The organism is Kitasatospora sp. NPDC096128 (genome assembly GCF_040303105.1).
In the GTDB taxonomy this organism is placed as follows: Bacteria; Actinomycetota; Actinomycetes; order Streptomycetales; family Streptomycetaceae; genus Kitasatospora.
The window spans coordinates 161789-185390 of sequence record NZ_JBEOSP010000017.1 but is presented as its reverse complement, the minus strand read 5'-3'; the positions used below and the strand labels follow the sequence as shown (position 1 = coordinate 185390).

General features: G+C 72.6%; 23 protein-coding genes. 17 read left to right on the top strand and 6 right to left on the bottom strand.

What is annotated here, in order from left to right:
- Positions 1-87 precede the first annotated feature (87 nt).
- Complete coding sequence (locus ABTY61_RS20840; protein WP_350506501.1) at positions 88-414, bottom strand: hypothetical protein; 327 nt, start codon at positions 412-414, stop codon at positions 88-90.
- A gap of 150 nt (positions 415-564) precedes the next feature.
- Between ABTY61_RS20840 and ABTY61_RS20835 the strand changes: the two genes are divergently transcribed.
- The 4 genes from ABTY61_RS20835 to ABTY61_RS20820 all read left to right on the top strand — a co-directional run bounded on the left by ABTY61_RS20835 (position 565) and on the right by ABTY61_RS20820 (position 2967).
- Complete coding sequence (locus ABTY61_RS20835; RefSeq protein ID WP_350506500.1) at positions 565-1416, top strand: helix-turn-helix domain-containing protein; 852 nt, start codon at positions 565-567, stop codon at positions 1414-1416.
- An 11-nt stretch (positions 1417-1427) separates the two neighbouring features.
- Complete coding sequence (locus ABTY61_RS20830; RefSeq protein WP_350506499.1) at positions 1428-1625, top strand: DUF397 domain-containing protein; 198 nt, start codon at positions 1428-1430, stop codon at positions 1623-1625.
- A gap of 99 nt (positions 1626-1724) precedes the next feature.
- Positions 1725-2363 carry a ClpP family protease gene (locus ABTY61_RS20825; protein ID WP_350506498.1) on the top strand — a complete coding sequence of 213 codons (639 nt, stop codon included), beginning with the start codon at positions 1725-1727 and terminating at the stop codon, positions 2361-2363.
- A gap of 1 nt (position 2364) precedes the next feature.
- Entirely contained in the window at positions 2365-2967 is a 603-nt protein-coding gene (locus ABTY61_RS20820; RefSeq protein WP_350506497.1) for a ClpP family protease, read from the top strand.
- A gap of 46 nt (positions 2968-3013) precedes the next feature.
- Here the strand turns inward: ABTY61_RS20820 and ABTY61_RS20815 are convergent, their stop codons facing one another.
- From ABTY61_RS20815 to ABTY61_RS20805, 3 genes are all read right to left on the bottom strand, one after another.
- Positions 3014-3403 carry a helix-turn-helix domain-containing protein gene (locus tag ABTY61_RS20815; RefSeq protein ID WP_350506496.1) on the bottom strand — a complete coding sequence of 130 codons (390 nt, stop codon included), beginning with the start codon at positions 3401-3403 and terminating at the stop codon, positions 3014-3016.
- Positions 3404-3482: 79 nt separating this feature from the next.
- Positions 3483-4328 carry a hypothetical protein gene (locus ABTY61_RS20810; RefSeq protein ID WP_350506495.1) on the bottom strand — a complete coding sequence of 282 codons (846 nt, stop codon included), beginning with the start codon at positions 4326-4328 and terminating at the stop codon, positions 3483-3485.
- A gap of 79 nt (positions 4329-4407) precedes the next feature.
- Positions 4408-6606, bottom strand: a complete 2199-nt coding sequence (locus ABTY61_RS20805; protein WP_350506494.1) for an MMPL family transporter — start codon at positions 6604-6606, stop codon at positions 4408-4410.
- A 132-nt stretch (positions 6607-6738) separates the two neighbouring features.
- Here ABTY61_RS20805 and ABTY61_RS20800 point away from each other — a divergent pair, with 132 nt between their 5' ends.
- Complete coding sequence (locus tag ABTY61_RS20800) at positions 6739-7362, top strand: TetR/AcrR family transcriptional regulator (protein ID WP_350506493.1); 624 nt, start codon at positions 6739-6741, stop codon at positions 7360-7362.
- Between the two features lie 258 nt (positions 7363-7620).
- Here the strand turns inward: ABTY61_RS20800 and ABTY61_RS20795 are convergent, their stop codons facing one another.
- Together ABTY61_RS20795 and ABTY61_RS20790 are read right to left on the bottom strand one after the other, a co-directional pair.
- Positions 7621-8745, bottom strand: coding sequence for an NADH:flavin oxidoreductase (locus ABTY61_RS20795; protein ID WP_350506492.1), 1125 nt, complete (start codon positions 8743-8745; stop codon positions 7621-7623).
- A 147-nt stretch (positions 8746-8892) separates the two neighbouring features.
- Positions 8893-9810: a hypothetical protein gene (locus ABTY61_RS20790; protein ID WP_350506491.1), complete on the bottom strand. Its 918-nt coding sequence runs from the start codon at positions 9808-9810 to the stop codon at positions 8893-8895.
- A gap of 670 nt (positions 9811-10480) precedes the next feature.
- Between ABTY61_RS20790 and ABTY61_RS20785 the strand changes: the two genes are divergently transcribed.
- From ABTY61_RS20785 to ABTY61_RS20730, 12 genes are all read left to right on the top strand, one after another.
- Positions 10481-11959 carry an FAD-dependent monooxygenase gene (locus ABTY61_RS20785; RefSeq protein WP_350506490.1) on the top strand — a complete coding sequence of 493 codons (1479 nt, stop codon included), beginning with the start codon at positions 10481-10483 and terminating at the stop codon, positions 11957-11959.
- A gap of 19 nt (positions 11960-11978) precedes the next feature.
- The gene (locus tag ABTY61_RS20780) at positions 11979-12305 is read left to right on the top strand and encodes a TcmI family type II polyketide cyclase (protein ID WP_350506489.1); all 327 of its coding nucleotides are present in this window, start codon (positions 11979-11981) and stop codon (positions 12303-12305) included.
- Positions 12302-13582 (top strand): beta-ketoacyl-[acyl-carrier-protein] synthase family protein, encoded by a 1281-nt coding sequence (locus tag ABTY61_RS20775; protein WP_350506488.1) that lies wholly within the window; start codon positions 12302-12304, stop codon positions 13580-13582. The genes ABTY61_RS20780 and ABTY61_RS20775 overlap by 4 nt, the downstream gene beginning before the upstream one ends.
- Positions 13579-14808, top strand: coding sequence for a ketosynthase chain-length factor (locus ABTY61_RS20770; RefSeq protein ID WP_350506487.1), 1230 nt, complete (start codon positions 13579-13581; stop codon positions 14806-14808). The genes ABTY61_RS20775 and ABTY61_RS20770 overlap by 4 nt, the downstream gene beginning before the upstream one ends.
- Before the next feature lie 59 nt (positions 14809-14867).
- Positions 14868-15137 carry an acyl carrier protein gene (locus ABTY61_RS20765; RefSeq protein ID WP_350506486.1) on the top strand — a complete coding sequence of 90 codons (270 nt, stop codon included), beginning with the start codon at positions 14868-14870 and terminating at the stop codon, positions 15135-15137.
- Positions 15138-15253: 116 nt separating this feature from the next.
- A complete protein-coding gene (gene fabG / locus ABTY61_RS20760) occupies positions 15254-16039 on the top strand; it encodes a 3-oxoacyl-ACP reductase FabG (RefSeq protein WP_350506485.1) in 786 nt (261 codons plus the stop codon).
- A 46-nt stretch (positions 16040-16085) separates the two neighbouring features.
- On the top strand, positions 16086-17024 hold the full coding sequence (locus ABTY61_RS20755; RefSeq protein WP_350506484.1) for an aromatase/cyclase: 939 nt from the start codon (positions 16086-16088) through the stop codon (positions 17022-17024).
- A gap of 3 nt (positions 17025-17027) precedes the next feature.
- Positions 17028-19091, top strand: a complete 2064-nt coding sequence (locus ABTY61_RS20750; RefSeq protein ID WP_350506483.1) for an SDR family oxidoreductase — start codon at positions 17028-17030, stop codon at positions 19089-19091.
- A complete protein-coding gene (locus ABTY61_RS20745) occupies positions 19091-20329 on the top strand; it encodes an MFS transporter (RefSeq protein WP_350506482.1) in 1239 nt (412 codons plus the stop codon). Before ABTY61_RS20750 ends, ABTY61_RS20745 begins: the two co-directional genes overlap by 1 nt.
- Before the next feature lie 53 nt (positions 20330-20382).
- Entirely contained in the window at positions 20383-21702 is a 1320-nt protein-coding gene (locus ABTY61_RS20740; protein WP_350506481.1) for a nucleotide disphospho-sugar-binding domain-containing protein, read from the top strand.
- A gap of 85 nt (positions 21703-21787) precedes the next feature.
- The gene (locus ABTY61_RS20735; RefSeq protein ID WP_350506480.1) at positions 21788-23017 is read left to right on the top strand and encodes a nucleotide disphospho-sugar-binding domain-containing protein; all 1230 of its coding nucleotides are present in this window, start codon (positions 21788-21790) and stop codon (positions 23015-23017) included.
- A gap of 8 nt (positions 23018-23025) precedes the next feature.
- Positions 23026-23598, top strand: coding sequence for a dTDP-4-dehydrorhamnose 3,5-epimerase family protein (locus tag ABTY61_RS20730; RefSeq protein WP_350506479.1), 573 nt, complete (start codon positions 23026-23028; stop codon positions 23596-23598).
- Positions 23599-23602: the final 4 nt, after the last annotated feature.

The window sequence follows — 23602 nt, the reverse complement described above, 5'->3', positions numbered from 1 at the left end:
CGAGGCCGACAGATCCCGTTGAGGACCCGAGGTCAGTCAGGCGGTGGGTCAGACCCGCCCGGGAACCGCTCATGAACATCCTCACTGTCAGGCGGCTTCGGGCTGGTCCAGGGCGGCGGTGTCCGGGTGGGTGAGCCAGACCAGGCGGGCGGTGATGCCCGGGTGGCGGGAGAAGTGGCGGAGGGCGCGCTCGGGGGAGGTGAGGGTCAAGCGGGTCCGGCCGTCGAGGGTGATCACGTGGGTCGGCCCGTAGGGGTCGGCGAGCCCCCAGGCCGCCACCCACCCGTCGGCGTCGGCACTGCTGTCGCCGCACACCTGGACGACGGCGAAGACCCGGGGTGCGGTGTCGAGCACGAGTTCGCACAGCTCCTGGTCGAAGGACCGGTCGGGGTTTGGCGGGGGCGTAGCGGTCATGGAAGTCTCCAGCCTCAAGGCATGGTTGAAGCGCGGCCAGCACGTTTGGTGACCGGCCCGTTTCATACCGTAGCGCTAACATGGCATAGTTTCCATGCTGGCTATTGAAGGCTTGCTATTTCACTCTTGGTAGTGAATGGGAGGATCGCGATGTCGTCGAGCGGTACCCCGACGCTGCGGCAGCAGCGCCTTGGGTTTGAACTGCGGAAACTGCGCGAACGGGCTGGGCTCACCTCAACTGCGGCTGCAGCTCTGGTCGGTGTGAATCAGGGTCACATGAGCCGGATCGAAGCGGGTCGATACGCGGTCAGCGCGGAGCGTGTGCGCGCGTTCGCTCGCGCGTACACGTGTACGGACCAGGGCCTGATCGAGGCTCTCGCCGGCATGACCGGGAGGCGGACTCGGGAATGGTGGGAGGAGTACCGTGACATCCTGTCGCCGAACATGCTCGATCTTGCCGAAACGGAACACCATGCCACGGCGATGCGTATCGCCTCGGTGATTCACATTCCCGGCCTCCTTCAGACACTTGACCACGCTCGTGCGATCTTCAGGGACACATTCCCTCCTCTGTCGCCGCCCGAGGTGGAGCATCGGGTCTCCTATCGCATCAAGCGGCAGGCGGTGCTCTACGGTCAGCGGGCGATCCCGCTCACTGTGATCGTCCATGAGGCGGCCCTGCGGATGGAGTTCGGTGGGCCGGTAGTAGCCCGGGCGCAGCACCGGCACCTCATCGAGGCGAGTACTCGCGAGAACATCACAGTGCGCGTGATCCCCTTCGGTTCCGGCACGTTCCCTGGCTCCGGGCAGTCCATCGTCTACTGCTCCGCAGTCGTGCCCCAACTCGACACCGTGCAGCTCGATACGTATCACGGCTCCGAGTTCCTCGACGCCCATGCGCAACTGGTGAAGTACCAGAAGGTCCTGGACATCATGGAAGACCGCGCCCTCAGTCCCGAGGAGTCACGTGATCTCATTGCCCGTATCGAGAAGGACACCTGAGGGGAGACGCCGTGGCGGTAATCAACTGGCAGAAGTCCAGTTACAGCTCCGAGTCCGCGAACTGCATCTGTCTTGCCGCGGCTCCCGAGCGTGCCATCAAGATCCGTGAGAGTGACGAGCCCGACGTCATCATCACGACCACGGCTGACGGGCTCCGCGCCCTCCTTCGGGGCTTCAAGGCCGGGGAGTTCGATCATCTGACGTCTTGATCCGCTCTGCCGTCGGCGAATCTGCGGGGGGCAGAAGGGCGGTATCGGCGGCCAGTCTCGGGGTGAGAGTGGAGTCAACGGCTCGACAAGGAGGAGCAGATGACTTCGCTCAGTACGTTGCTGCCCCGGGCGGGGCAGGGGGAGACGGCGCCGAGTGCCTTCGACGACCACCTCGCCGCCCAGCTGCTCGCGCAGCGGATCGTCCTGCTCGGCACGCAGGTCGACGACGTGTCGGCGAACCGGGTGTGTGCGCAGCTGATGCTGCTCTCGGCGGAGGATCCGCGCAGTGACATCGGGCTGTACATCAACAGCCCGGGCGGGTCGGTGTCGGCGGGGCTGGCGATCTACGACACCATGCGGCTGATCCCGAACGACGTCTCGACGCTGGCGATGGGGTTCGCGGCGAGCATGGGGCAGTTCCTGCTCACGACGGGGGCGCGCGGGAAGCGGTTCGTGCTGCCGAACGCGCGGATCATGATGCACCAGCCTTCGGCGGGGATCGGCGGGACGACGGCGGACATCGAGATCCAGGCGGAGAACCTGCAGCACACCAAGCGGACGATCGAGCGGATCACCGCCGAGCACACCGGGCAGAGCGAGGAGACGATCGCCCGGGACGGGGACCGGGACCGCTGGTTCACGGCCGAGCAGGCCGTGGAGTACGGGCTGGTGGACCGGGTGGTGGAGTCGGTGGCGGACATCCGTCCGGCCTCGTCGCGGCGACGGATGGGGCTCTGACATGGGGTCGTACACGGTTCCGTACGTGATCGAGCGGACGGCGAAGGGCGAGCGGACCTACGACGTGTTCAGCCGGCTGCTGAACGAGCGGATCATCTTCCTCGGCACGGAGATCGACGACGGGGTCGCCAACGTGGTGATCGCCCAGCTGCTGCACCTGGAGTCGGAGAGCCCGGAGCGGGAGATCTCGATCTACCTCAACTCGCCCGGGGGGTCGTTCACTTCACTGATGGCGATCTACGACACGATGACCTTCGTGCAGGCGCCGATCTCCACCTTCTGCGTCGGTCAGGCCGCGTCGACGGCGGCGGTGCTGCTGGCCGGCGGGGATCCGGGGCGGCGGTTCGTGCTCCAGCACGCGCGGGTGCTGCTCGGCCAGCCGGCCAGCGGAGGGCAGCAGGGGACGGTCTCGGACCTCAGCCTCGCGGCCAAGGAGATGGTGCGGATCCGCGCACAGGTGGAGGAGGTCCTCGCCCGGCACACCGGGCACGACGCGGCGACCCTGCGCGCGGACATGGACCGGGACAAGGTGCTCAGTGCCGAGGAGGCTGTCGCGTACGGGCTCGCGGACGAGGTGCTGAGCCGACGGGTCCCGTTCCACTGAGCCCGTGCGGCCGGTACCACGGTGGTGTACCGGCCGCACGGCGGGCTCAGGCCACGAGGCAGAGGCCGTCGTACTGCGCCCTGGGCGACGAGGTGCGGCCGTGGCCGGTCCGGCTCCGGGTGTGCCGGACCAGCTCGTCCTGGGCGAGCGAGAGGAGGTCGCCGAGGCCGAGCCCGAGGGCCTTGGCGGCGGCCGCGAGCACCTCGGAGGAGGCCTCCTTGCGGCCGCGCTCCAGCTCCGACAGGTACGGGACCGAGATCCGGGCGGTCTCCGCGACGTCCTTCAACGTCCGCTCCTGGGCCAGCCGTTCGCGCCGCAGCACATCGCCGACGAGGTCGCGCCAGAGGGGCTCCTTCGGCGCGGGCGGCGCGGGCGGCGAGGCCTGCGGGCGGCGCAGCGGGATGACGCGGGCTTCGTTCGGCGCATGAGTGCTCACTCCTTCAGCCTAGGGATCCCGGGCGCGGGGGGAAGGGAGCGGCGTTCTGCCCTGGGTGAAGCCGCGCGCGGACCGCCCGTCAGCGGCGGCGCCCGACGTACACCGCGGCGCCGCCGGCGGCGAGCAGGACGGCGGCGGCGACCCCGGCGGCGGCCAGGAGGCCGTCGTCGCTGCCGGTGGCGGCCAGCGTCGGAGCCGACGTGGCCGCGGGGGTCGCCGCGGCGGGGGTGGTCCGGTCGGCACGGGGCGAGGCGGTCGGTCGGTCCGGGGACGGCGTCGGGGACGGGGACGGCGGGGTGGTGACCGGTGCGGTGGTCGGCGTCGGTACGGCGGTGGGCGTCTGCGTCGGGGCGGCGGTTGTGGGGCCGGTGGTGGGGGTCGGCGTCGGCGTCGGGGCGCAGGCGGTTCCGCCGTTCCAGGAGGCGATCATCAGGCCGGAGAACGGCTCGTCCGGGTAGTGCGGCAGCGGGTGGTCGCTGTCGCTCCCGTCGTACTTCTCGCCGACCGCGTAGAGGGCCGACTCGCCGTAGCACGGCGGCAGGTGGCCGGTGACGTCGAGGGTGTCCCGGTAGTGCTCGCGGGAGAGGGTCGTGGTCGCCCAGCCGAGGAAGGTCTGCTTCCCCGAGGTGGCCCAGGTCGCGCCCTGAGTCGCGTAGGAGCCGAGCGAGACGTGGTACTCGCAGCCCGCGGCGGGTTCGCCGGCCAGTCGGACCTGGACGCTGCCGGCCTGGGCGGGCATGGTCGCGGCGGCCGTCCAGTGGGCGCCGCCGTCGACGGAGTACTGGAGCGGGCCGCGTCCGCAGGCGGGGTCTGCGTGGGCGGCGGGTGCCGCGAGGGCCGCGAGGGCCGCGGTCCCGGCGGTGAGGCCGAGGGCCGTGAGCATCGGGAGGCTGCGGCGGAGGCGGATGTGCCTGGGGACGGGCATGGGGACGTGCTCCTGGTGGGTGGTTCGGGTTCGGTGGCGGGTTCCGGTCCGGGGCGGGTGGGGGCGGGGGACCGTGGGGTCAGCGGGCCGCGATCGCGGGAGCCGGTGCGTCGGTGTCGCCGGGCTGCGGGACGTGGCCGTCGCCCTCGATGTCGACGTGCGGCAGCAGGCGGTCGAGCCGGCGGGGCAGCCACCAGTTGCCGTCGCCGAGCAGGACCATGGTGGCCGGGACGAGCAGGCCGCGGACGACGGTCGCGTCCAGGGCGACGGCGCTCGCGAGACCGATGCCGAACATCTTGACCACGGGGTCGTCGGACAGCAGGTAGCTGAGGAAGACCGCGACCATGATCAGGGCTGCCGAGCTGATGATCCGTCCGGTGCTGCTGAGGCCCGCCACCACGGCGCGGCGGTTGTCCCGTTCCCGCAGGTAGCCCTCGCGCACGGCGCTGAGCAGGAACACCTCGTAGTCCATCGAGAGGCCGAAGAGCACCGCGAACATCAGCAGGGGCACGTAGCCGGGGATCGGGACGGCGCCGTCCAGGCCGATCAGTCGGGCGCCCAGGCCGTGCTGGAAGACGGCGGTGAGCACGCCGTAGGCGGCGGCGACCGACACCAGGTTCATCACGGCGGCCTTCACGGCGACGACGGGCGAGCGGAAGGCCAGGAGCAGGAGCAGCCCGGCGACGGTCAGGACGAAGCCGACGACGAGCGGCATGCGCTGCGCGATCCGCGCGTTGAGGTCGGCCTGGGCGGCCGGTGTGCCGCCGACGTGCACCAGCCGGCCGCTGTCGGCGGTGGCACCGGGCAGCACGTCCGCGCGCAGGCGGTGGACGAGCGCGGTGGTGGCGGGGTCGGAGGGGGCGGTGGTCGGGGTGACCTGCCAGCGGACGGTGCGGCCGTCGGCGGCGAGCGCGGGCGGGCTGACGGAGGCGACACCCTGGGCGCCGCGCAGCGCGGTGGTCACGGCCGCCGGGCGCGGGTCCGCGGCCCCCGCCGCCGGGGAGGGCAGCACGTCGACGACCTGGAGCACGCCGTTGGAGCCCGGGCCGAAGGCCGCGGCCATCCGGTCGTAGGCGGTGCGGCTCATGCTGCCGGAGGCCTTGCTGCCGGCGTCCAGCTGGCCGAGGTGGAGGTGGGCCGCGGGGGCGGCGAGGGCACCGAGCAGGGCCAGGCCGGCCAGCAGCAGGGGCCAGGGCCTGGCCGCGACCAGGGCGGCGATCCGGCCCCAGCCGCGCGGGCGCCCGGCGGGGTCGGGGGCGGTGGGCGGCCTGGGCGTCAGCCGCTCGCCCAGCAGCACGAGTGCGGCGGGCAGGAGTGTGAGGTTGACACCCAGCGCCGTTGCCACGGCGATCGCCGGGGCGAGGGCCAGCGCGTACAGCAGTGGCAGTCCGCCGAGGGCCAGTCCGGCGAGGGCCGCGACGACGGCGCTGCCGGCGAAGGCGACGGACTTGCCGGAGCCCGCGGTGGTGCGCACGGCGGCGTCCTCGATCCCGGTCCCGGCGGCGCGCAGCTCCCGGAAGCGGGTGAGGCCGAAGAGGGTGTAGTCGATGCCGACACCCAGCCCGATCATGGCGGCGATGGTCTCACCGGCCTCGGGAACGTCCATCAGGTGGCCGACCAGGCCGAGGATCGGCAGGGCGATGCCGAGGCCGATCACCCCGGCCAGCAGCGGCAGTCCGGCGGCGAGGAGGCTGCCGAGGGAGAGGGTGAGGATCACCAGGGCCGCGCCGAGTCCGATGGCCTCGCTGCGGCCGGTGCTGCCCCGGTCGACCGCGGCGGCCAGGTAGCCGCCCGGGGTGACCTCGATGCCGGCGGCGGTGGCCGGTGCGGCCGCGGCGAGCACGGCGTCCGTCGTCCCGGGCGTCACGTCCCGTCCGGAGACGTCGAGTTCGACCGACAGGTAGGCGGTGTGGCCGTCGGCGCTCATGGCCGTGGTGCCGGCCGGGTCGTAGGGCGTGGTGACGGCGACCACGTGCGGTACCGCGGCGATGGCCGCGGCCGCGCTGCGGACTGCGGCGGCGGTGTCGGCGGCGGTCAGCGGGGCCGTGCCGGCCGGGGTGTGCAGCAGGACCGGCTGCTTGCCGGAGGCCGAGCCGGGGAAGGCGCGGTCGGCGATGTCCCGCGCGGCCTGGCTGTCGCTGCCGGGGATGGAGACGGCCTCGCTGGTGACGCGCCCGAACGTCGCGACGGCGGTGAGCGCGGCGGCCGCCAGCAAGAGCCAGGCGGCGACGACCCGCTTGGGCCTGCGGGCGCACCAGCGCCCCACAGTGGTGAACATCTGCGGCGGGAAGCCCTTCCTCGTGCGGCGGGCAGCGTGGGCCCCCCGGTTGAAACTAGTTGCACTCACTGTGCAATGCGTACACTTGCACTCGCGGTGCAAGAATGTCAACGAGAGGGCGGAGGAGCCCACGTGAAGCGGACCGAAGCCGCCTCGCCCGGCACCGACGGGCGGACGGAACGCGGGCGGCAGACCCGGGAGAAGATCGCCGACGCGATGCTGTCGCTGATCGACGAGAACCAGGCGCACTTCCCGGCCGACAAGGTGGCCGAGCGGGCGGGCGTGTCGCGCCGACTGGTGTTCCACCACTTCGCGGACATGGCCGAACTGGCCGAGGTCGCCGTCAACCGGCGTCTGGAGCAGCTCGCGGCCCAGATCAGGCCGCTTCCCGTCGAGGGGCCGCGCGAGCTGCGGGTGGCCGCCCTCGCGGAGCAGCGGGCGCGCATCCTGGAGGGCGTCACCCCGGCCAGGCTGGCGGTGATGCGACTGGAGAACCCGTCCCCGCGGATCCAGGAGGCCGTCCAGCAGATGCTGGACTTCGCCCGCCTGCGGCTCTCCCAGGTCTTCGCCCTGGAGCTCGACGCCCTGCCGGAGCCGGCCCGGACGGAGCTGCTCGACGGCCTGGACGCGGTGACCACGTGGAGCGCCTGGTACCACTGGCGCAGCTGCGGTCTGAGCCCCGAACGGGCGCGCCGCACCATGGCCGCCACCGTGCACGCGCTCCTCGCGGGGGCGGGGGCGGGGGCCGAGGCGTAGGGATGTAGGGCCGAAGGGGGTTCGACGGGCCTCCGCACCCGGCCGGCTCCCGCTCGACAGGACGGGGCCGGTGCCTGCCGCGGTGATCGCCGGTCCTGGGGTGCGTGCGGAGCCCGTCGGCCGGTCGATGCGCGTGACGTGCTGTCGGCCGGCGGCTCGACGGCTTCGCCACCACCGGTCGGGGAGCCGGAGCCGGTCAGGGAGTAGAGGGCCCCGACCCGCGTCCGCCGTGCGGCGGACGCGGGTCCGGCCCGTGGCTCAGGCGAGGGAGCCGAGCACCCGCAGGTCGAAGGGCTTGATCTCGTCGACGCGGCCGCTGAGGATCTTCGCGGCCCACTCCGGGTCGCCCAGCATCGAGCGGCCGACCGCCACCAGGTCGAACTCGTTGCGCTCCAGCCGGTCCAGCAGGGGTTCGATGTCCGTGGCGCTGACGGGCGCGCCCTCGAACAGCGCCTTGGTGAAGTCGATGTCCAGGCCGACCGACCCGACGCTGATCGTCGCCTTGCCGGTGACCTTCTTCGCCCAGCCCGCGAGGTTCAGGTCCGAACCCTCGAACTCCGGCTCCCAGAAGCGGCGGGTCGAGCAGTGGAAGGCGTCGGCGCCCGCTTCGGCGAGCGGCGTGAGCAGCGCGTCGAGCTCCTGCGGCGATTCGGCGATCTTCGCCTCGAAGTCGCCCATCTTCCACTGGGAGAGCCGGAAGATGATCGGGAACTCCGGCGACACGGCCCGGCGGCAGGCGGCCACGATCTCGGTGGCGAACCGGGCCCGGGAGGCGACGTCGCCGCCGTAGCCGTCACCGCGCTGGTTGGTCCGGGCCCACAGGAACTGGTCGATGAGGTAGCCGTGGGCGCCGTGCAGCTCGATGCCGTCGAAGCCGTGGGCCTCGGCGGCGGCCGCGCCGGCGGCGAAGGCGGCTATCACGTCGTCGATGTCCTGCCCGGTCATCGAGTGGCCCGGCTCGGTGCCGTCGATGGCGATCCCGGAGGGGCCGACCCGCGGGGCGTCCGGGACGGGCGGCGCGCCGGCGGCGCGGGTCATGCCGACGTGCCACAGCTGCGGCACGATCTTCCCGCCCTCGCGGTGCACCGCCTGCGCCACCTCGCTCCAGCCGGCGAGCGCGTCCTCGCCGTGGAACCGGGGGACACGGTCGCTGCTGCCCGCCGAGTCGTGGCCGATGTACGTCCCCTCGGTGACGATCAGGCCCGCGCCGCCCGCCGCGCGGCGGGCGTAGTACTCCGCCACATCGGCGCCCGGCACCCCGCCGGGGGAGGCCTCGCGGGTCATCGGCGCCATCACGATCCGGTTCCGGAGGGTGAGGCCGCCCAGCGAGAAGGGACGGGCGAGGACGCTCGTGATACGCGCGGTCGAGTCACTGGTAGGCAAGACATTCACTCTCTATCGAGGGGTGGCCACACCTCTGGACGGCACGGCCCGGTCCACTCCCGCCAACTGCGGAGCCTTCGCAACAGTTCCCGTTTCAACAAGTATTTTTGATGAAACGTCAGGCCGGGTCGGCTGCGGGCGCGCTGATCAGGGGAGACCCTTCTCTCCGCGCTCCCGGGCGGGCTGCTTGCGCCCGTCCAGCGTCCGGCGGACGTCCGCGTCGTGGTAGTAGGTACGCCCCCGGGCGGCGCGGCGGCGCCACTGCTGTTCGCTGGCGTGGCGGTAGACGCTGCCGGGCGCGATGCCCCACAGCCGGGCGATCTGACCGGCGCTGACCCAGCGCACGTCGTCCTGCCCGGCGGCCGCGGCGACGGTGGACGCCGGGGCGCCCGACCCGCGCTGCGCCAGGAGCCTGCTCAGCATGAGCCACTCCTCCGCCGGCCACCGGTGCGACGGTACGGCGTCGCAGCTGATCTCGGCGGGCAGGCCGGGGCGTCGGTCCTGCGGTACGGCGGTCAGCCCGCCGCTGCAGTCCGCCTCCACGCACCCGCCGACCGTCACCCGGCGGGCGGGAGAGGGGTCGATCACCCGCCGCGCCCGGCGCACCAGGGCGGCGACCTCCTCGGAGAGCTCACCGGCGGCGGAGTGGGCGGTCAGCCAACCCGAGTGCGGGAGCAGGAAGTCGACGAGTCCGGCCGTCGAGCCGCGGGGAACGCCGACCCGCCGCTCGTCGACGACCAGCGACGCCCAGGCGCGCAGCACCGCGAGGATCGACGAACGGGCTTCGGCCGCAGCGGTGTTGAACGGCATGCCGGGCAGCGGCCCGCCCGAGGTCCGCTCGTGCGACTGCTCGGGTCCGCCGAGGCGCAGGCCGCACTCCTCGTACAGCCGGGGCAGCCGCCGCAGCTCCGCCAGCAGGCGGTCGCCGCAGGCGGGGCAGAGTCTGGAGCCGGCGGCGGCGAGGCGCCGGGCCCGGCCCGCGTCCTCCGCCCCGCGGCAGGCGACGCCCGCGCAGACCCGAATCGCCGTTCCCCCTGCCGCCGAGTGCGCCGGATCCCGAGCCATGGCCTCTCCTCGCCCGTCCGAAGTACCGCTCCGAAGTACCGCTCCGAAGCGCCGCTCCGGTGTACCGTCCCGAAGTCCTGCTCCGAGTACCGCGAAGCTATTTCACCGATTCGTGGACGAGCAAGACGGGGAGCCGTTCTCTGTACCTTCCATGTAGTTGATTTCGCCTTCCCCTGGGAAAGCTGTCCCGGTTCTGAGACGGCGTCATCCCGATGTCGCCCCGAAGCCGTCCGACGCGGCGCGAAGTGGCCTCCGGGCGACCCGGCGCGGCCCCGGCTCGATCCTCACGCGATCCTGACGCGATTCCGCCGCGAATCGGCGCACGGCCGCCATATCTGTCCCTGACCTGCGGGTTCTTCCGGCCCGGCGAAGCGGACTTGACATCGATCTGACGAAAGCTTGTGGCTCCCCTGGAAAAGCGACCTTGACATGGCCGGAGCTTCCGAAGAGGCTGTTGATTAGTCTCCGCAGCACTGTGTTGAATCACCGACGGGTGTTCTGCCGGCCTCTCTGAATGGCCGCTCCCGCGATAACCCGAGTAACGCCCGAGTATCCGCGGAATCGCCCGTCGAAGGAATCACCGAGCCGCCCGTGCCGCCGCCCCGCCCGAAGACCGGCGCCGGTGCACTGCGTTGACGTCCAGATCATTCCGACCCCCGAGGGCAGGCACATGGATGCTTCAGTCATAGTCGCCGGCGCTGGCCCGGCAGGACTCACGCTCGCCGCCGAGCTGCGTCTTGCGGGCGTAGACGTCATCGTTCTGGACCGCCTGGCGGAACGGACCGGGGAGTCCCGCGGGTTGGGGTTCACCACGCGCACGATGGAGGTCTTCGACCAGCGCGGGCTGCTGTCCCGCTTCGGCGACATGGGGACCAGCAACGCGGGCCACTTCGGTGGCCTGCCAGTGGACTTCGGGGTGCTCGACAGCATCCACCAGGCCGCCAAGACGGTTCCGCAGTCGACCACCGAGACGATCCTCGAGGAGTGGGTGGTCGGTCTGGGGACCGACCTGCGGCGCGGCTGGGAGCTGCTCTCGCTGCGGGACGACGGGGACTGTGTCGAGGTCGTGGTCCGCGGGCCGGAGGGCGAACAGCGCCTGACCGCCTCCTACTTGGTGGGCTGCGACGGCGGCCGCAGCACCGTGCGCAAGGCCGCGGGCTTCGACTTCCCCGGCACCGCGGCGACCATGGAGATGTTCCTCGCCGACGTGCGGGGCGTCGAGATCGCGCCCCGGCTGATCGGCGAGACCCTGCCGGGCGGCATGGTGATGGCCGGCCCGCTCGGCGACGGGGGCTTCACCCGCATCATCGTCTGCGAGCACGGGACCCCGCCCCGGCAGCGGACCGAACCGCCCACCTACCAGGAGGTGGCCGCCGCCTGGCAGCGGATCACCGGCATCGACATCTCGCACGCCGAGCCCGGCTGGGTCAGCGCCTTCGGCGACGCGACCCGCCAGGTCACCGAGTACCGGCGCGGCCGGGTCCTGCTGGCCGGGGACTCCGCGCACATCCACCTGCCGGCCGGCGGCCAGGGCATGAACACCGGCATCCAGGACGCGGTCAACCTCGGCTGGAAGCTGGCGGCCGTGGTCCGCGGCACCGCCCCGGCGGCGCTGCTGGACACCTACCACAGCGAGCGCTTCCCGGTGGGGGAGCGGCTGATGCTGAACACCAAGGCCCAGGGGCTGCTCTTCCTCAGCGGTCCGGAGATCCAGCCGCTGCGCGACGTGCTGCGCGAGCTGATCCGCTACGAGGAGGTCAGCCGCCACCTCGCGGGCATGGTCAGCGGGTTGGAGATCCGCTACGACGTCGGCCGGGGCAGCCACCCGCTGCTCGGCCTGCGCATGCCGCACCTGGAACTGGTCGGCGACACGTACAAGACCAGCAGCACGGCCCTGCTGCGCCCGGCCCGCGGCGTGCTGCTGGACCTGGCGGACAACGCCGAACTCCGCCACCGGGCGGCGGGCTGGTCGGACCGGGTGGACATCGTGACGGCGGCGCCGCACGGAGTCCCGCAGGACAGCCCGCTGCTGGGCACCGCGGCCGTGCTGGTCCGCCCCGACGGGCACGTGGCGTGGGCCGCGCCCGGCAGCCACCACGACCTGCCCATGGCACTGGAGCGCTGGTTCGGCCCCTCCCGAATCCGGTAGGCCTGAGAAGGAGATTCAGATGCACAGCACATTGATCGTGGCGCGCATGGAGCCCGGTTCGCTCGGGGACGTCGCCCGCCTGTTCACCGAGTTCGACGGCAGTGACATGCCGCACCGGATGGGTACCCGGCGCCGTCAGCTCTTCTCGTACCGGGGGCTCTACTTCCACCTCCAGGACTTCGACTCCGAGGACGGCCGGGAGCGGATCGAGGAGGCCAAGACGGACCCGCGGTTCGTCGGCATCAGCGAGGACCTCAAACCCTTCATCACCGCCTACGACCCGGCGACCTGGCGTTCCCCCGCTGACGCGATGGCGCAGCGCTTCTACCACTGGACGGCACGGTGACCGCGCCGCACGGCCGGCGGGTCGTGATCACCGGTATCGGCGTCACCGCGCCCGGCGGGGTGGGGACCAAGGCCTTCTGGAGCCTGCTGACCGACGGACGCACCTCGACCCGGCGGATCAGCCTCTTCGACCCGTCCCCGTTCCGCTCCCAGGTCGCGGCGGAGGTCGACTTCGACGCCGACCTGCTCGGGCTGAGCCCGCAGGAGGTCCGGCGGATGGACCGCGCCGCGCAGTTCGCGGTGCTCACCGCCCGGGAGGCGGTTGCGGACAGCGGGCTGGAGTTCACCGCCCTGGACCCGCACCGCACCGGGGTGACCATCGGCAGCGCGGTCGGCGCGACCATGGGCCTGGACCAGGAGTACCGGACGGTCAGCGACAGCGGCCGGCTCGACCTGGTCGACCACACCTACGCGGTGCCGCACCTGTACAACTTCCTGGTGCCCAGCTCCTTCGCGGCCGAGGTCGCCTGGGCGGTGGGCGCCGAGGGGCCGAGCACGGTGGTCTCCACCGGCTGCACCTCGGGCCTGGACTCGATCGGGTACGCCACCGAGCTGATCCGCGAGGGCACGGCGGACGTCATGGTCGCCGGGGCGGCCGACGCCCCGATCTCCCCGATCACCGTGGCCTGCTTCGACGCGATCAAGGCGACCACCCCGCGCAACGACGACCCGGAGCACGCCTCGCGCCCCTTCGACGGCACCCGCAACGGGTTCGTCCTGGGCGAGGGCGCGGCCGTCTTCGTGCTGGAGGAGATGGAGAGCGCCAAGGCACGGGGCGCCCGCATCTACGCCGAGATCGTCGGCTACGCCAGCCGCAGCAACGCCTTCCACATGACCGGGCTGCGCTCGGACGGCCGCGAGATGGCCGAGGCGATCCGGGTCGCGTTGGACGAGGCCCGGCTCAACCCCGAGGACATCGACTACGTCAACGCGCACGGCTCGGGCACCAAGCAGAACGACCGGCACGAGACCGCCGCCTTCAAGAACAGTCTGGGCGAGCACGCCTACGCGGTGCCGGTGAGCTCCATCAAGTCGATGGTCGGCCACTCCCTGGGGGCGATCGGCGCGATCGAGATCGCCGCCTCGGCGCTCGCCATCGAGCACAACGTGGTGCCGCCCACGGCCAATCTGAGCACCCCCGATCCGGAGTGCGACCTCGACTACGTGCCGGTCACCGCGCGCGACTGGCGGACCGACGCCGTCCTCTCGGTGGGCAGCGGCTTCGGCGGGTTCCAGAGCGCCGTGGTGCTCGCCCGTCCGGAGAGGAGCGCCGGATGACCGCCGGTACCGCCAGGGCCGTCGTCACCGGCCTCGGGGTGGCCGCCCCCAACGGCCTCGGCGTGGCGGACTACTGGGCGGCGGCCCGGGCCGGCCGCAGCGGCATCGGCCGGGTCTCCCGCTTCGACCCGTCCGGCTACCCGGCCCGACTGGCGGGCGAGATCACCGGGTTCGACGCCAAGGACCACCTGCCCGGCAAGCTCCTCCCGCAGACCGACCGGATGACCCAGATCGCCCTGGTGAGCACCGACTGGGCGTTCGCCGACGCCGGGGTGGACCCGGCGGCGCTGCCCGAGTACGACATGGGCGTGATCACCGCCAGCACCTCGGGCGGCTTCGAGTTCGGCCAGCGCGAGCTGAAGGCGCTGTGGAGCCAGGGCAGCCGGTACGTCAGCGCCTACCAGTCCTTCGCCTGGTTCTACGCGGTCAACAGCGGCCAGATCTCCATCCGCAACGGCATGCGCGGGCCCAGCGGCGTGGTCGTCAGCGACCAGGCCGGCGGGCTGGACGCCATCGCCCACGCCCGGCGGCAGATCCGCAAGGGCACCGGGCTGATGGTCTCCGGCGCCGTCGACGCCTCGATCTGCCCGTGGGGCTGGGTGGCCCAGCTGGCCGCCCAGCGGTTGAGCACCAGTGACGACCCGGAGCGGGCGTACCTGCCGTTCGACCCGGCCGCCCGCGGGCACGTGCCCGGCGAGGGCGGCGCGCTCCTGGTGCTGGAGGACCTCGACCGGGCCCGCGACCGGGGCGCCAGGCAGATCTACGGCGAGATCGCCGGCTACGGGTCCACCTTCGACCCGAAGCCGGGCAGCGGGCGCCCGCCCGGTCTGCGCAAGGCGATCGAGCTGGCGCTGGCGGACGCCGGGATGGAGCCGGAACAGGTCGACGTGGTGTTCGCCGACGCGGCGGCCATCCCCGAACTGGACCGGATCGAGGCCGAGGCGATCACCGCGGTCTTCGGGCCCCGCGGGGTGCCGGTCACCGCGCCCAAGACGATGACCGGCCGGCTGTACTCCGGCGCGGCCCCGCTGGACCTGGCCACCGCCTTCCTGACCCTGCGGGACGGGGTGATCCCGCCGTCCATCCGGGTGTCCCCGTCCGAGGACTACGACATCGACCTGGTCACCGACCGGCCGCGCACCGCCCCGGTGCGCTCCGCCCTGGTGCTCGCCCGCGGCTACGGCGGCTTCAACTCGGCCGTCGTCGTGCGCGCCGTCGAGCAGTGACCACCGGACCCGCCCCGAGCGACCACGCGGACGTCCGCGACCACACCGAAAGGACAGCCATGCCTGCTCGTGAATTCACCCTTGAGGACCTCAAGCGCATCCTGCGCGAGGGGGCCGGCGCGGACGAGGCCGTCGACCTCGACGGCGACATCCTCGACACCGACTTCTTCTCGCTGGGCTACGAGTCCCTGGCGCTGCTGGAGACCACCGGTCGGATCGAGCGCGAGTTCGACATCTCGCTGGAGGACGACGCCCTGACCGGCGACCGGACCCCGCGCGGCCTGATCGGGGCCGTCAACGAGCAGCTGGCGCCCGCGCCGACCCGCTGAGACCCGTACCGCAGAGAGCCCCGACCGCTGACGCCCCTACCGCCGCCGTGCCCGGTCCCGCGCACGGCGGCGGCGCGGAGCCGGCCGTCGCCCGACGATGTTTCCAGGAGAAGGACATGACGCAGCAGAATCCGAGGGTCGCCGTCGTCACCGGCGCGACCAGCGGCATCGGCCTGGCGGTCGCCAGGCTGCTCGCCCAGCAGGGGCACCGGGTGTTCATCTGCGCCCGCACCGAGGAGGGCGTGTCCCGGACGGTCAAGGAGCTGCTGGACGAGGGGCTGGACGTCGACGGCGCGCCCTGTGACATCCGCTCCACCGAGGACATCCGGCGCTTCGTCGCCCAGGCGGTCGCCCGCTTCGGCACCGTCGACGTGCTGGTGAACAACGCGGGCCGCAGCGGCGGCGGCCCCACCGCGGGGATCAGCGAGGAGCTCTGGCACGACGTCATCCAGACCAACCTGGACAGCGTCTTCCTGATGACCCGCGAGGTGCTGAACGCCGGCGGCATGTCCGCCAAGGACCGCGGCCGGATCATCAACATCGCCTCCACCGCCGGCAAGCAGGGCGTCGTCCTGGGCGCCCCCTACTCGGCCTCCAAGCACGGCGTGGTCGGCTTCACCAAGGCGCTCGGCAACGAGCTGGCGCCCACCGGCATCACGGTCAACGCCGTCTGCCCGGGCTATGTGGAGACCCCGATGGCGGAGCGGGTCCGCCAGGGGTACGCGGCCGCCTGGGAGGTGTCGGAGGAGCAGGTGCTGGAGAAGTTCCAGGCCAAGATCCCGCTCGGCCGCTACTCCACCCCGGAGGAGGTGGCCGGCCTGGTCGGCTACCTCGTCTCGGACACCGCGGCCTCCATCACCGCCCAGGCGCTCAACGTCTGCGGCGGCCTGGGCAACTTCTGAGCCCCCGCACAGCCCCGGTGCAGACCACCCAGACAAGGAGAGAGCGATGACCGTGCGCGAGGTCGAGCACGAGATCACCATTGCCGCGGCCGCGGCCGAGGTGTACCGGCTGATCGCGGAGGTCGAGAACTGGCCGCTGATCTTCCCCCCGTCCGTCTACGTCGACCACGTCGAACGCGGCGAGCGCGAGGAGCGGATCAGGATCTGGGCCACCGCCAACGGCGAGGCCAAGGGCTGGACCTCGCGCCGCACCCTCGACCCGGAGGGGCTGCGGATCACCTTCCGGCAGGAGGTGCCCGCGGCTCCGGTGGCGGCGATGGGCGGGACCTGGATCATCGAGCCGCTCGGCGCCGACGGGTCCAGGGTCCGGCTGCTGCACGACTACCGGGCGGTCGACGACGACCCGGAGAAGCTCGCCTGGATCGACCAGGCGGTCGACCGCAACAGCCGCTCCGAGCTGGCCTCGCTGAAGAGCAACGTCGAGCGGGTCACCGGCGCCGCCGAGCTGACCCTCTCCTTCACCGACACCGTGGAGATCAAGGGCTCGGCCCGGGACGTCTACGACTTCATCAACGAGGCCCAGCTCTGGAGCGAGCGGCTGCCGCACGTCGCCGAGGTCTCGCTGACCGAGTCCACTCCGGGCCTGCAGACGCTGCGGATGGACACGACGACCAAGGACGGCTCCGTCCACACCACCGAGTCGGTCCGAGTCTGCTTCCCCCACCACCGGATCGCCTACAAGCAGACCACCCTGCCGGCGCTGATGAACCTGCACACCGGGTACTGGCAGCTCGACGAGGGCGACGACGGCGTCACCACCGCCACCTCCCAGCACACCGTGGTGCTCAACACCGAGAACATCACCCGGATCCTGGGGGAGGAGGCCGGGATCCCGCAGGCCCGCGAGTTCATCCGCAACGCGCTCGGCGCCAACAGCCGGGCCACGCTCGGCCACGCCAAGGAGTACGCGGAAGCGCGGCGCTGAGCGGTGGGCACCCGGAGCGACGGTGCGCTGGACACCGATGTGATCGTGGTGGGCGCCGGTCCGGTCGGGCTGCTGCTCGCCGGTGAACTGCGCACCGGCGGTGCGCGGGTGGTCGTCCTGGAGAAGCTGACCCGGCCCACCACCGAGTCCCGGGCCTCGGTCCTGCACGCCCGGACGATGGAGATCCTCCACGACCGAGGTCTGCTCGACCGCCTGGGCCCGCCGCCGGACGCCGGCCCCGGCCACTTCGGCGGCATCCCGCTCGACCTGGCCCTCGCGGGCGACAGCCCGTACGCGGGGCAGTGGAAGGCGCCGCAGACCCTGATCGAGGCGGTGCTCCAGGAGTGGGCCACCGGGCTCGGCGCCGAGGTCCGGCGCGGGCACACCGTGACGGGCCTGGTCACCGACCCCGACCGGGTGCTCGTCGCGGCCACCGGGCCGGACGGCGTACGGCGGCGGCTGAGCGCCGCCCACCTGGTCGGCTGCGACGGCGAGCAGAGCACGGTGCGCCGGCTGGCCGGGTTCGAGCTGGCCGGAGCGCCCCCCACCAAGGAGCTGCTGCGCGCCGACCTCGCGGGCGTCGACATCCCGGACCGCCGCTTCGAACGGAACGCCGAGGGGGTCGCCAACGCCCGCCGGGGGCCCGGCGGGATCACCCGGATCATGGTGCACGAGTTCGGCCGGGTGCCCGAACCCGACGGCCCGCCGGTGGAGTTCGCCGAAGTCGCCCGGGTCTGGGCCCGGGTCACCGGCGAGTCGCTGGACGGCGCCGAGCCGGTCTGGGTGAACGCCTTCCACAACGCCCGCCGGCAGGCCACCCGGTACCGGCAGGGCCGGGTGTTCCTGGCCGGGGACGCCGCCCACGTCCAACTGCCGGTCGGCGGCCAGGCGTTGAACCTCGGGCTGCAGGACGCGGCCGATCTCGGCTGGAAGCTCGCCGCGTACGCCACCGGCCGCGCGGACGGCGAACTGCTCGACACGTACCACGCCGAGCGCCACCCGGTGGGCGCCCGGGTGCTCGGCAACATCGAGGCGCAGGCCCAACTGATGTTCGGCGGGCCGGACATGGACGCGCTGCGGGCGGTCTTCCGGGAGCTGCTGGCGACCGGCCCGGCCCGCCGCCACCTCGCCGGCATGATCAGCGGCCTCGACCGCCCCCGCTCCGACCGCCCCCGCCCGGACCACCCCGGCACCAGGAGCCCCCGCACCGAGAACCCCCACCCGGACCGACCCCACGCGGACCGTCCCCACTCGGACCACCCCCGCCCGGAGCACCGCCGGACCACGTACAGAAGGGACACCACCATGGGCAAGCTCAACGCCAGGACCGCACTCGTCACCGGCTCCAGCCGGGGCATCGGACGGGCGATCGCGCTGCGGCTGGCACGCGAGGGCGCGCTGGTCGCGGTGCACTGCTCGGACAACCTCGAAGCCGCCGAGGAGACCGTGGCGACGATCGAGAAGGACGGCGGCCGGGCCTTCGCCGTGCAGGCCGAACTGGGCGTCCGCGGCGACGTCCACGAGCTCTTCCTCGCGGTGGAGCGCGGCCTCAAGGAGCGCACCGGCGCGACGACGCTCGACATCCTGGTCAACAACGCCGGGATCATGGGCGGGGTCGCCCCCGAGGACGTCACCCCCGAGCAGTTCGACCGGCTCTTCGCGGTCAACGCCAGGGCGCCGTTCTTCATCATCCAGCGGGCGCTGGGCCTGATCCCCGACGGCGGCCGGATCGTCAACATCTCCTCCGGGCTGACCAGGGTCGCCAACCCGCAGGAGGTGGCGTACGCGATGACCAAGGGCGCGATCGACCAGCTCACCCTGCACTTCGCCAAGCACCTGGGCCCGCGCAACATCACCGTGAACAGCGTCGGCCCCGGCATCACCGACAACGGCACCCCGATCTTCGACAACCCGGAGGCGGTGGCGCAGATGGCGCGGCTGTCGGTGTTCAACCGGGTCGCGCAGACCTCCGACGTCGCCGATGTGGTGGCCTTCCTGGCGAGCGGTGACGCCCGCTGGATCACCGGCTCCTACCTCGACGCCAGCGGCGGCACCCTGCTCGGCTGATGACCACCCTCCCCGTCGACTCCGCCACCGCCGCCACCGGCCGGCCGCCCCGGCAGCGGGCCCTGCTGTTCGTCCTGGCCGGGAACATGCTCATCGACGCGCTGGAGGTGTCCGTCCTGCTGGTGGCGACGCCGGCCGTCCGGGACGACCTCGGCCTGTCGCTGTGGAACACCCAGTGGGTGATGAGCGGCTTCGCGCTCGGCTTCGCCGCCCTGCTGCTGCTCGGCCCGTCCGTCACCGCCCGCTGGGGCCGGCGCCGGGTCTACCTCGCCGCCCTGGTGGTCTTCGTCGCCGCCTCGCTGGCGGGCGGACTCGCGGACCAGGGGCTGCTGCTGGTCCTCACCCGCGTGGTCAAGGGGATGTGCGCCGCGCTGACCGCCCCCACCGGTCTGGCGATCATCGGCACCACCTTCCGGGAGGGGCCCGAGCACCGGCGGGCGGTATCGGTCTACTCCCTGTTCGGGGCGGTCGGCTTCACCGCGGGCCTGCTCTGCTCCGGGCTGCTCACCGGGCTGACCTGGCGCTGGAGCGTCGTCTGCTCGGCGCCGGTGGCGCTGGTGCTGCTGGTCTTCGCCCTGCGGCTGATCCCCGCCGACCGGGAGCCCGCGGGCCCGGAGTCCGCGGGCGGCGGCCCGCGGCTGCGGCCGGGACTGCTGCTGCGCAACGGCGCGCTGCTGCGGTCCGCCCTGTGCGCGGCCTCGCTCAACGGCGCCTACCTGGGCCTGCTGCTCCTGGTCACCTTCCAGCTGCACGACCGACTGGGCTGGGACTCCTGGCGGACGGCGCTGGCCTACCTGCCCGCCTGCGTACCGCTGGCGCTCTCGCTGCCCTTCTCCGGGCAGCTGGTGGGACGCGTCGGCACCGACCGGCTGATCGTGGCCGGCCTGCTCTCGGCGACCCTCGGCGACGCCCTCTACCTGTGGCGGGGCACGCCGGACTCGTACCTCACCGGGGTGCTGCCGACCATGCTGCTGGTCGGCGCGGGCTTCGTGCTCTCCTTCGCGGCCCTCAACATCCAGGCCACGTCGGGCATCCCGGCCGCGGAGAAGCGGCTGGCCGTCCCGCTCTACCAGACCGCCGTCCAACTCGGCGCCGTGCTGGTGCTGCCCGCCGTCGCCGCGCTGGTCGGCGACCACGGCCGGTACCGGCCCGCGCTGCTGCTCATCACCGCCGTCGGAGCCGCCGGCTCGCTCGTCGCGCTCACCGGGGTCCGACGGCGGCCCCGCACCGACGTCTGATCCACCCCCACCGCCGGCCGAACTCGGCTGCACCGTCTGAATGGAGCTCATCGATGCGTGTCCTGTTCACCGTCTTCCCGGCCTCGGCCCACCTCTACCCGGTCGTGCCGCTCGCCTGGGCGCTGCAGGCCGCCGGGCACGAAGTGGTGGTGGCAGCCCACGAGGGTGTCGTCGACCCGGACGTGATCAACAACATCACCAAGGCCGGCCTCACCGCGCTGCGGCTCGGCCGCAAGGAGGAGCTGCCCGACGCCCTCGGCCGGCACACCGGCGAGATCAAGCCGGACCGCCCGACCCTGGCCTTCGACCCGAAGGACGACGACCCGGACACCTGGCGGCTGGCCCGGTTCTTCGTCGCGGGGATGCTCAACCTGCACTACCCCACCAAGCTGACCGAGGACGGCCGCCGCCCGATCGTCGACAACCTGGTGCAGTTCGCCCGTGACTGGCGCCCCGACCTGGTCCTCTGGGACCCGCTGGTGCTGCCCGCCCCGATCGCCGCCAAGGCCTGCGGCGCCGCCCACGCCCGTCTGCTGTGGGGCACCGACAACATCGGGATCATCCACGAGCGGACGAAGGCGGAGCTGGCGAACCCGATCCCCCAGAAGCCGGACGAGGACCCGCGGCTGACCCTGACCGAGGACCCGCTGGAGGCGTGGATGCGCCCGCTCCTGGAGGCCCACGGCCTGGAGTTCAGCGACGAGATGCTGCTCGGCCAGTTCAGCCTGGACCTGACCCAGTCCCGGATGCGCCAGCCGCTCGACCTGACCTACGTCCCGGTCCGCCGGGTCCCGTACACCGGCGCGGGCGAGTTCCCGTCCTGGCTGCACAAGCGGCCGGAGCGGCCCCGCGCGGTGCTGACCCTGGGCATGAGCCGGCGCAACATCTACGGCAAGTACAGCGGCTTCCCGATGCGCGAGCTCTTCGACTCGGTGGCCGACCTGGACCTCGAACTGATCGCCACCCTGAACAGCGACCAGCTGGCCACCGTGGGCCCCGTGCCGGACAACGTCCGCACCCTGGAGTACATCCCGCTCAACCAGGTCATGCCGACCAGCTCCGCGGTCATCCACCACGGCGGCGGCGGCACCTTCGCCTCGGCGGTGGCCTTCCAGGTGCCGCAGCTCGTGGTGCCGCTGCCGATGTGGGACGAGATGGTCACCGCCCGCTACGTGGTCGACCGGGGCGCCGGACTGGTGGTCGATCCGGAGGGGCTGGACGTGGCCGACATGGCCAAGCAGCTGGTCCGGCTGATCGAGGAGCCCTCCTTCCAGGACGGCGCCCGCGGCCTGTACGAGGACATGCTGTCCGCCCCGGCGCCGAAGGACATCGTCCCGGTCCTGGAGCGGCTGACCGAGCAGCACCGCGGCTGACGCCCCTCCGGGCCGACGCCCGCCACCACCCGGGACCGACGTGCCGACCTGACGCGGCACCTGCGCGTCGAGAGGACGCCCTGCCATGCGTGTGCTCATCGTCTCCACCCCGATCGCGAACCACTTCCTGCCGCTCGTCCCGCTGGCCTGGGCCCTGCGGGCGGCCGGCCACGAGGTGATGGTGCTCGGCCAGCCGGACGTACTGCGCTCGGTGCGGGCCGGCGGCCAGACCACGGTGACCGTGGGGGAGCTGTTCAACTGCGACGGCATGCTGCTCGACGGCCTGGGGCAGGAGGAGCGGCCGCTCCAGGTGCGGCCGCGCCCGGCCCGGGAGGTGCTCGGCGGCTACGGCCGGCTGTGGATGTTCCACGCGAAGGCCGTGTTCGCCCGCTACCTGGAGTACGCCGAGGCGTACCGCCCGGAGCTGATCATCGCCGACCCGCTGGAGTACTGCTCCCTGATCATGGGCGCGGTGCTGGACGTCCCCGTGGTCCACCACCGCTGGAGCGTCGACGAGATCTCGGGGGTGGCCCGCCGGTCGATCCGGCCGGACCTCCAGGAGCTGTGCGACAGCCTCGGGGTGCCCGCGCTGCCCGACCCCGACCTGCTCATCGACCCGTGCCCGCCGAGCCTCCAGGTGCCGGGCGTGGAGCAGGGCGTGCCGATCCGCTACCTGCCGTTCAGCGGCAGCGGCCGGCAGCCCGACTGGCTGTGGGAGCGGCGGGCGCCGGGCGGGCCGCGGCGGGTGGCGGTCTCGCTCGGCAACACCCTGGAACTGAACGGCGCGCCGTTCACCCGCCGGCTCCTGCACGCGCTCGCGGCCGTCCCCGACACGGAGATCGTCGCCACCGTCGGCGCGGAGCACCGGGCGCAGATCGGCGAGGTACCCGCGCAGGTGCGCATGATCGACCCGCTGCCGCTGCAACTGCTGCTCGGCAGCGCCGACGTGATGGTCCACCACGGCGGCTCCGGCACCGCGATGTCCGGCAGCTACTTCGGACTGCCGCAGCTGACCCTGCCCCAGTTGACCGACCACTTCGCCATGGGCGACCGGCTCACCGCGGTCGGGGTCGGCCTCACCTTCCAGGAGGCCGCCCAGCAGGACGACCCCGCGGTGGTCGGCGGGGCGCTGGAGGAACTGCTGTCGAACCCCGGGTACCGCGCGGCCGCGCGCGAACTGGCCGCGGAGATCCACCGGATGCCCCCGCCCGCCCGGGTCGCCGTGGACCTGGAACAACTGGCCCTGGAACAGCTACCCCCGGATCGGCCGGCTCCGGCCCGCACGGCAGGAGCCGGCCGATCCGGAGAGAGGTGAGTACACCCGTGCGCATCGAGGAAATGACCATCCCCGGCACGTTCCTGATCACCCCGGACCACATCCCCGACGAACGGGGCGTGTTCTACGAGTCGGTCCGGCGCGACGACCTGGAGAAGGCCAGCGGGATCCCCTTCCGGGCCGAGCAGATCAACTACTCGGTGTCGAAACGCCACACCCTGCGCGGCATCCACAGCGTGACCATCCCACCGGGCCAGGTGAAGCTGGTCACCTGTGTCCGGGGGGTGCTGCGGGACATCGTCGTCGACCTGCGGGTCGGCTCGCCGACCTTCGGCAAGCACCAGGTGACCGCCCTGGACGCCGCCGAGGGCCGCTCCCTCTACCTGCCCGAGGGCGTCGGCCACGGCTTCCTCGCGCTCACCGACGACGCCTGCATCTGTTACGTCAACTCCAGTGCCTACGTGCCCGGGACGCAGATCGACATCAACCCCCTGGACCCGTTCCTCGACCTGCCCTGGGACTGCCCGGAGGAGCCCGTGATCTCGGCGAAGGACCTGCGGGCCCCCACCGTGGCCGAGGCCGTCGAGGCCGGCCTGCTGCCCGAGTTCAGCGCGGTCTGAGCCG

Coding starts and splice junctions, on each gene's coding strand:
- ABTY61_RS20840 (WP_350506501.1), bottom strand. CDS start 414: ATGACCGCTACGCCCCCGCCAAACCCCGACCGGTCCTTCGACCAGGAG.
- ABTY61_RS20835 (WP_350506500.1), top strand. CDS start 565: ATGTCGTCGAGCGGTACCCCGACGCTGCGGCAGCAGCGCCTTGGGTTT.
- ABTY61_RS20825 (WP_350506498.1), top strand. CDS start 1,725: ATGACTTCGCTCAGTACGTTGCTGCCCCGGGCGGGGCAGGGGGAGACG.
- ABTY61_RS20820 (WP_350506497.1), top strand. CDS start 2,365: ATGGGGTCGTACACGGTTCCGTACGTGATCGAGCGGACGGCGAAGGGC.
- ABTY61_RS20810 (WP_350506495.1), bottom strand. CDS start 4,328: ATGCCCGTCCCCAGGCACATCCGCCTCCGCCGCAGCCTCCCGATGCTC.
- ABTY61_RS20805 (WP_350506494.1), bottom strand. CDS start 6,606: ATGTTCACCACTGTGGGGCGCTGGTGCGCCCGCAGGCCCAAGCGGGTC.
- ABTY61_RS20790 (WP_350506491.1), bottom strand. CDS start 9,810: ATGGCTCGGGATCCGGCGCACTCGGCGGCAGGGGGAACGGCGATTCGG.
- ABTY61_RS20785 (WP_350506490.1), top strand. CDS start 10,481: ATGGATGCTTCAGTCATAGTCGCCGGCGCTGGCCCGGCAGGACTCACG.
- ABTY61_RS20780 (WP_350506489.1), top strand. CDS start 11,979: ATGCACAGCACATTGATCGTGGCGCGCATGGAGCCCGGTTCGCTCGGG.
- ABTY61_RS20770 (WP_350506487.1), top strand. CDS start 13,579: ATGACCGCCGGTACCGCCAGGGCCGTCGTCACCGGCCTCGGGGTGGCC.
- ABTY61_RS20765 (WP_350506486.1), top strand. CDS start 14,868: ATGCCTGCTCGTGAATTCACCCTTGAGGACCTCAAGCGCATCCTGCGC.
- fabG (WP_350506485.1), top strand. CDS start 15,254: ATGACGCAGCAGAATCCGAGGGTCGCCGTCGTCACCGGCGCGACCAGC.
- ABTY61_RS20755 (WP_350506484.1), top strand. CDS start 16,086: ATGACCGTGCGCGAGGTCGAGCACGAGATCACCATTGCCGCGGCCGCG.
- ABTY61_RS20745 (WP_350506482.1), top strand. CDS start 19,091: ATGACCACCCTCCCCGTCGACTCCGCCACCGCCGCCACCGGCCGGCCG.
- ABTY61_RS20740 (WP_350506481.1), top strand. CDS start 20,383: ATGCGTGTCCTGTTCACCGTCTTCCCGGCCTCGGCCCACCTCTACCCG.
- ABTY61_RS20735 (WP_350506480.1), top strand. CDS start 21,788: ATGCGTGTGCTCATCGTCTCCACCCCGATCGCGAACCACTTCCTGCCG.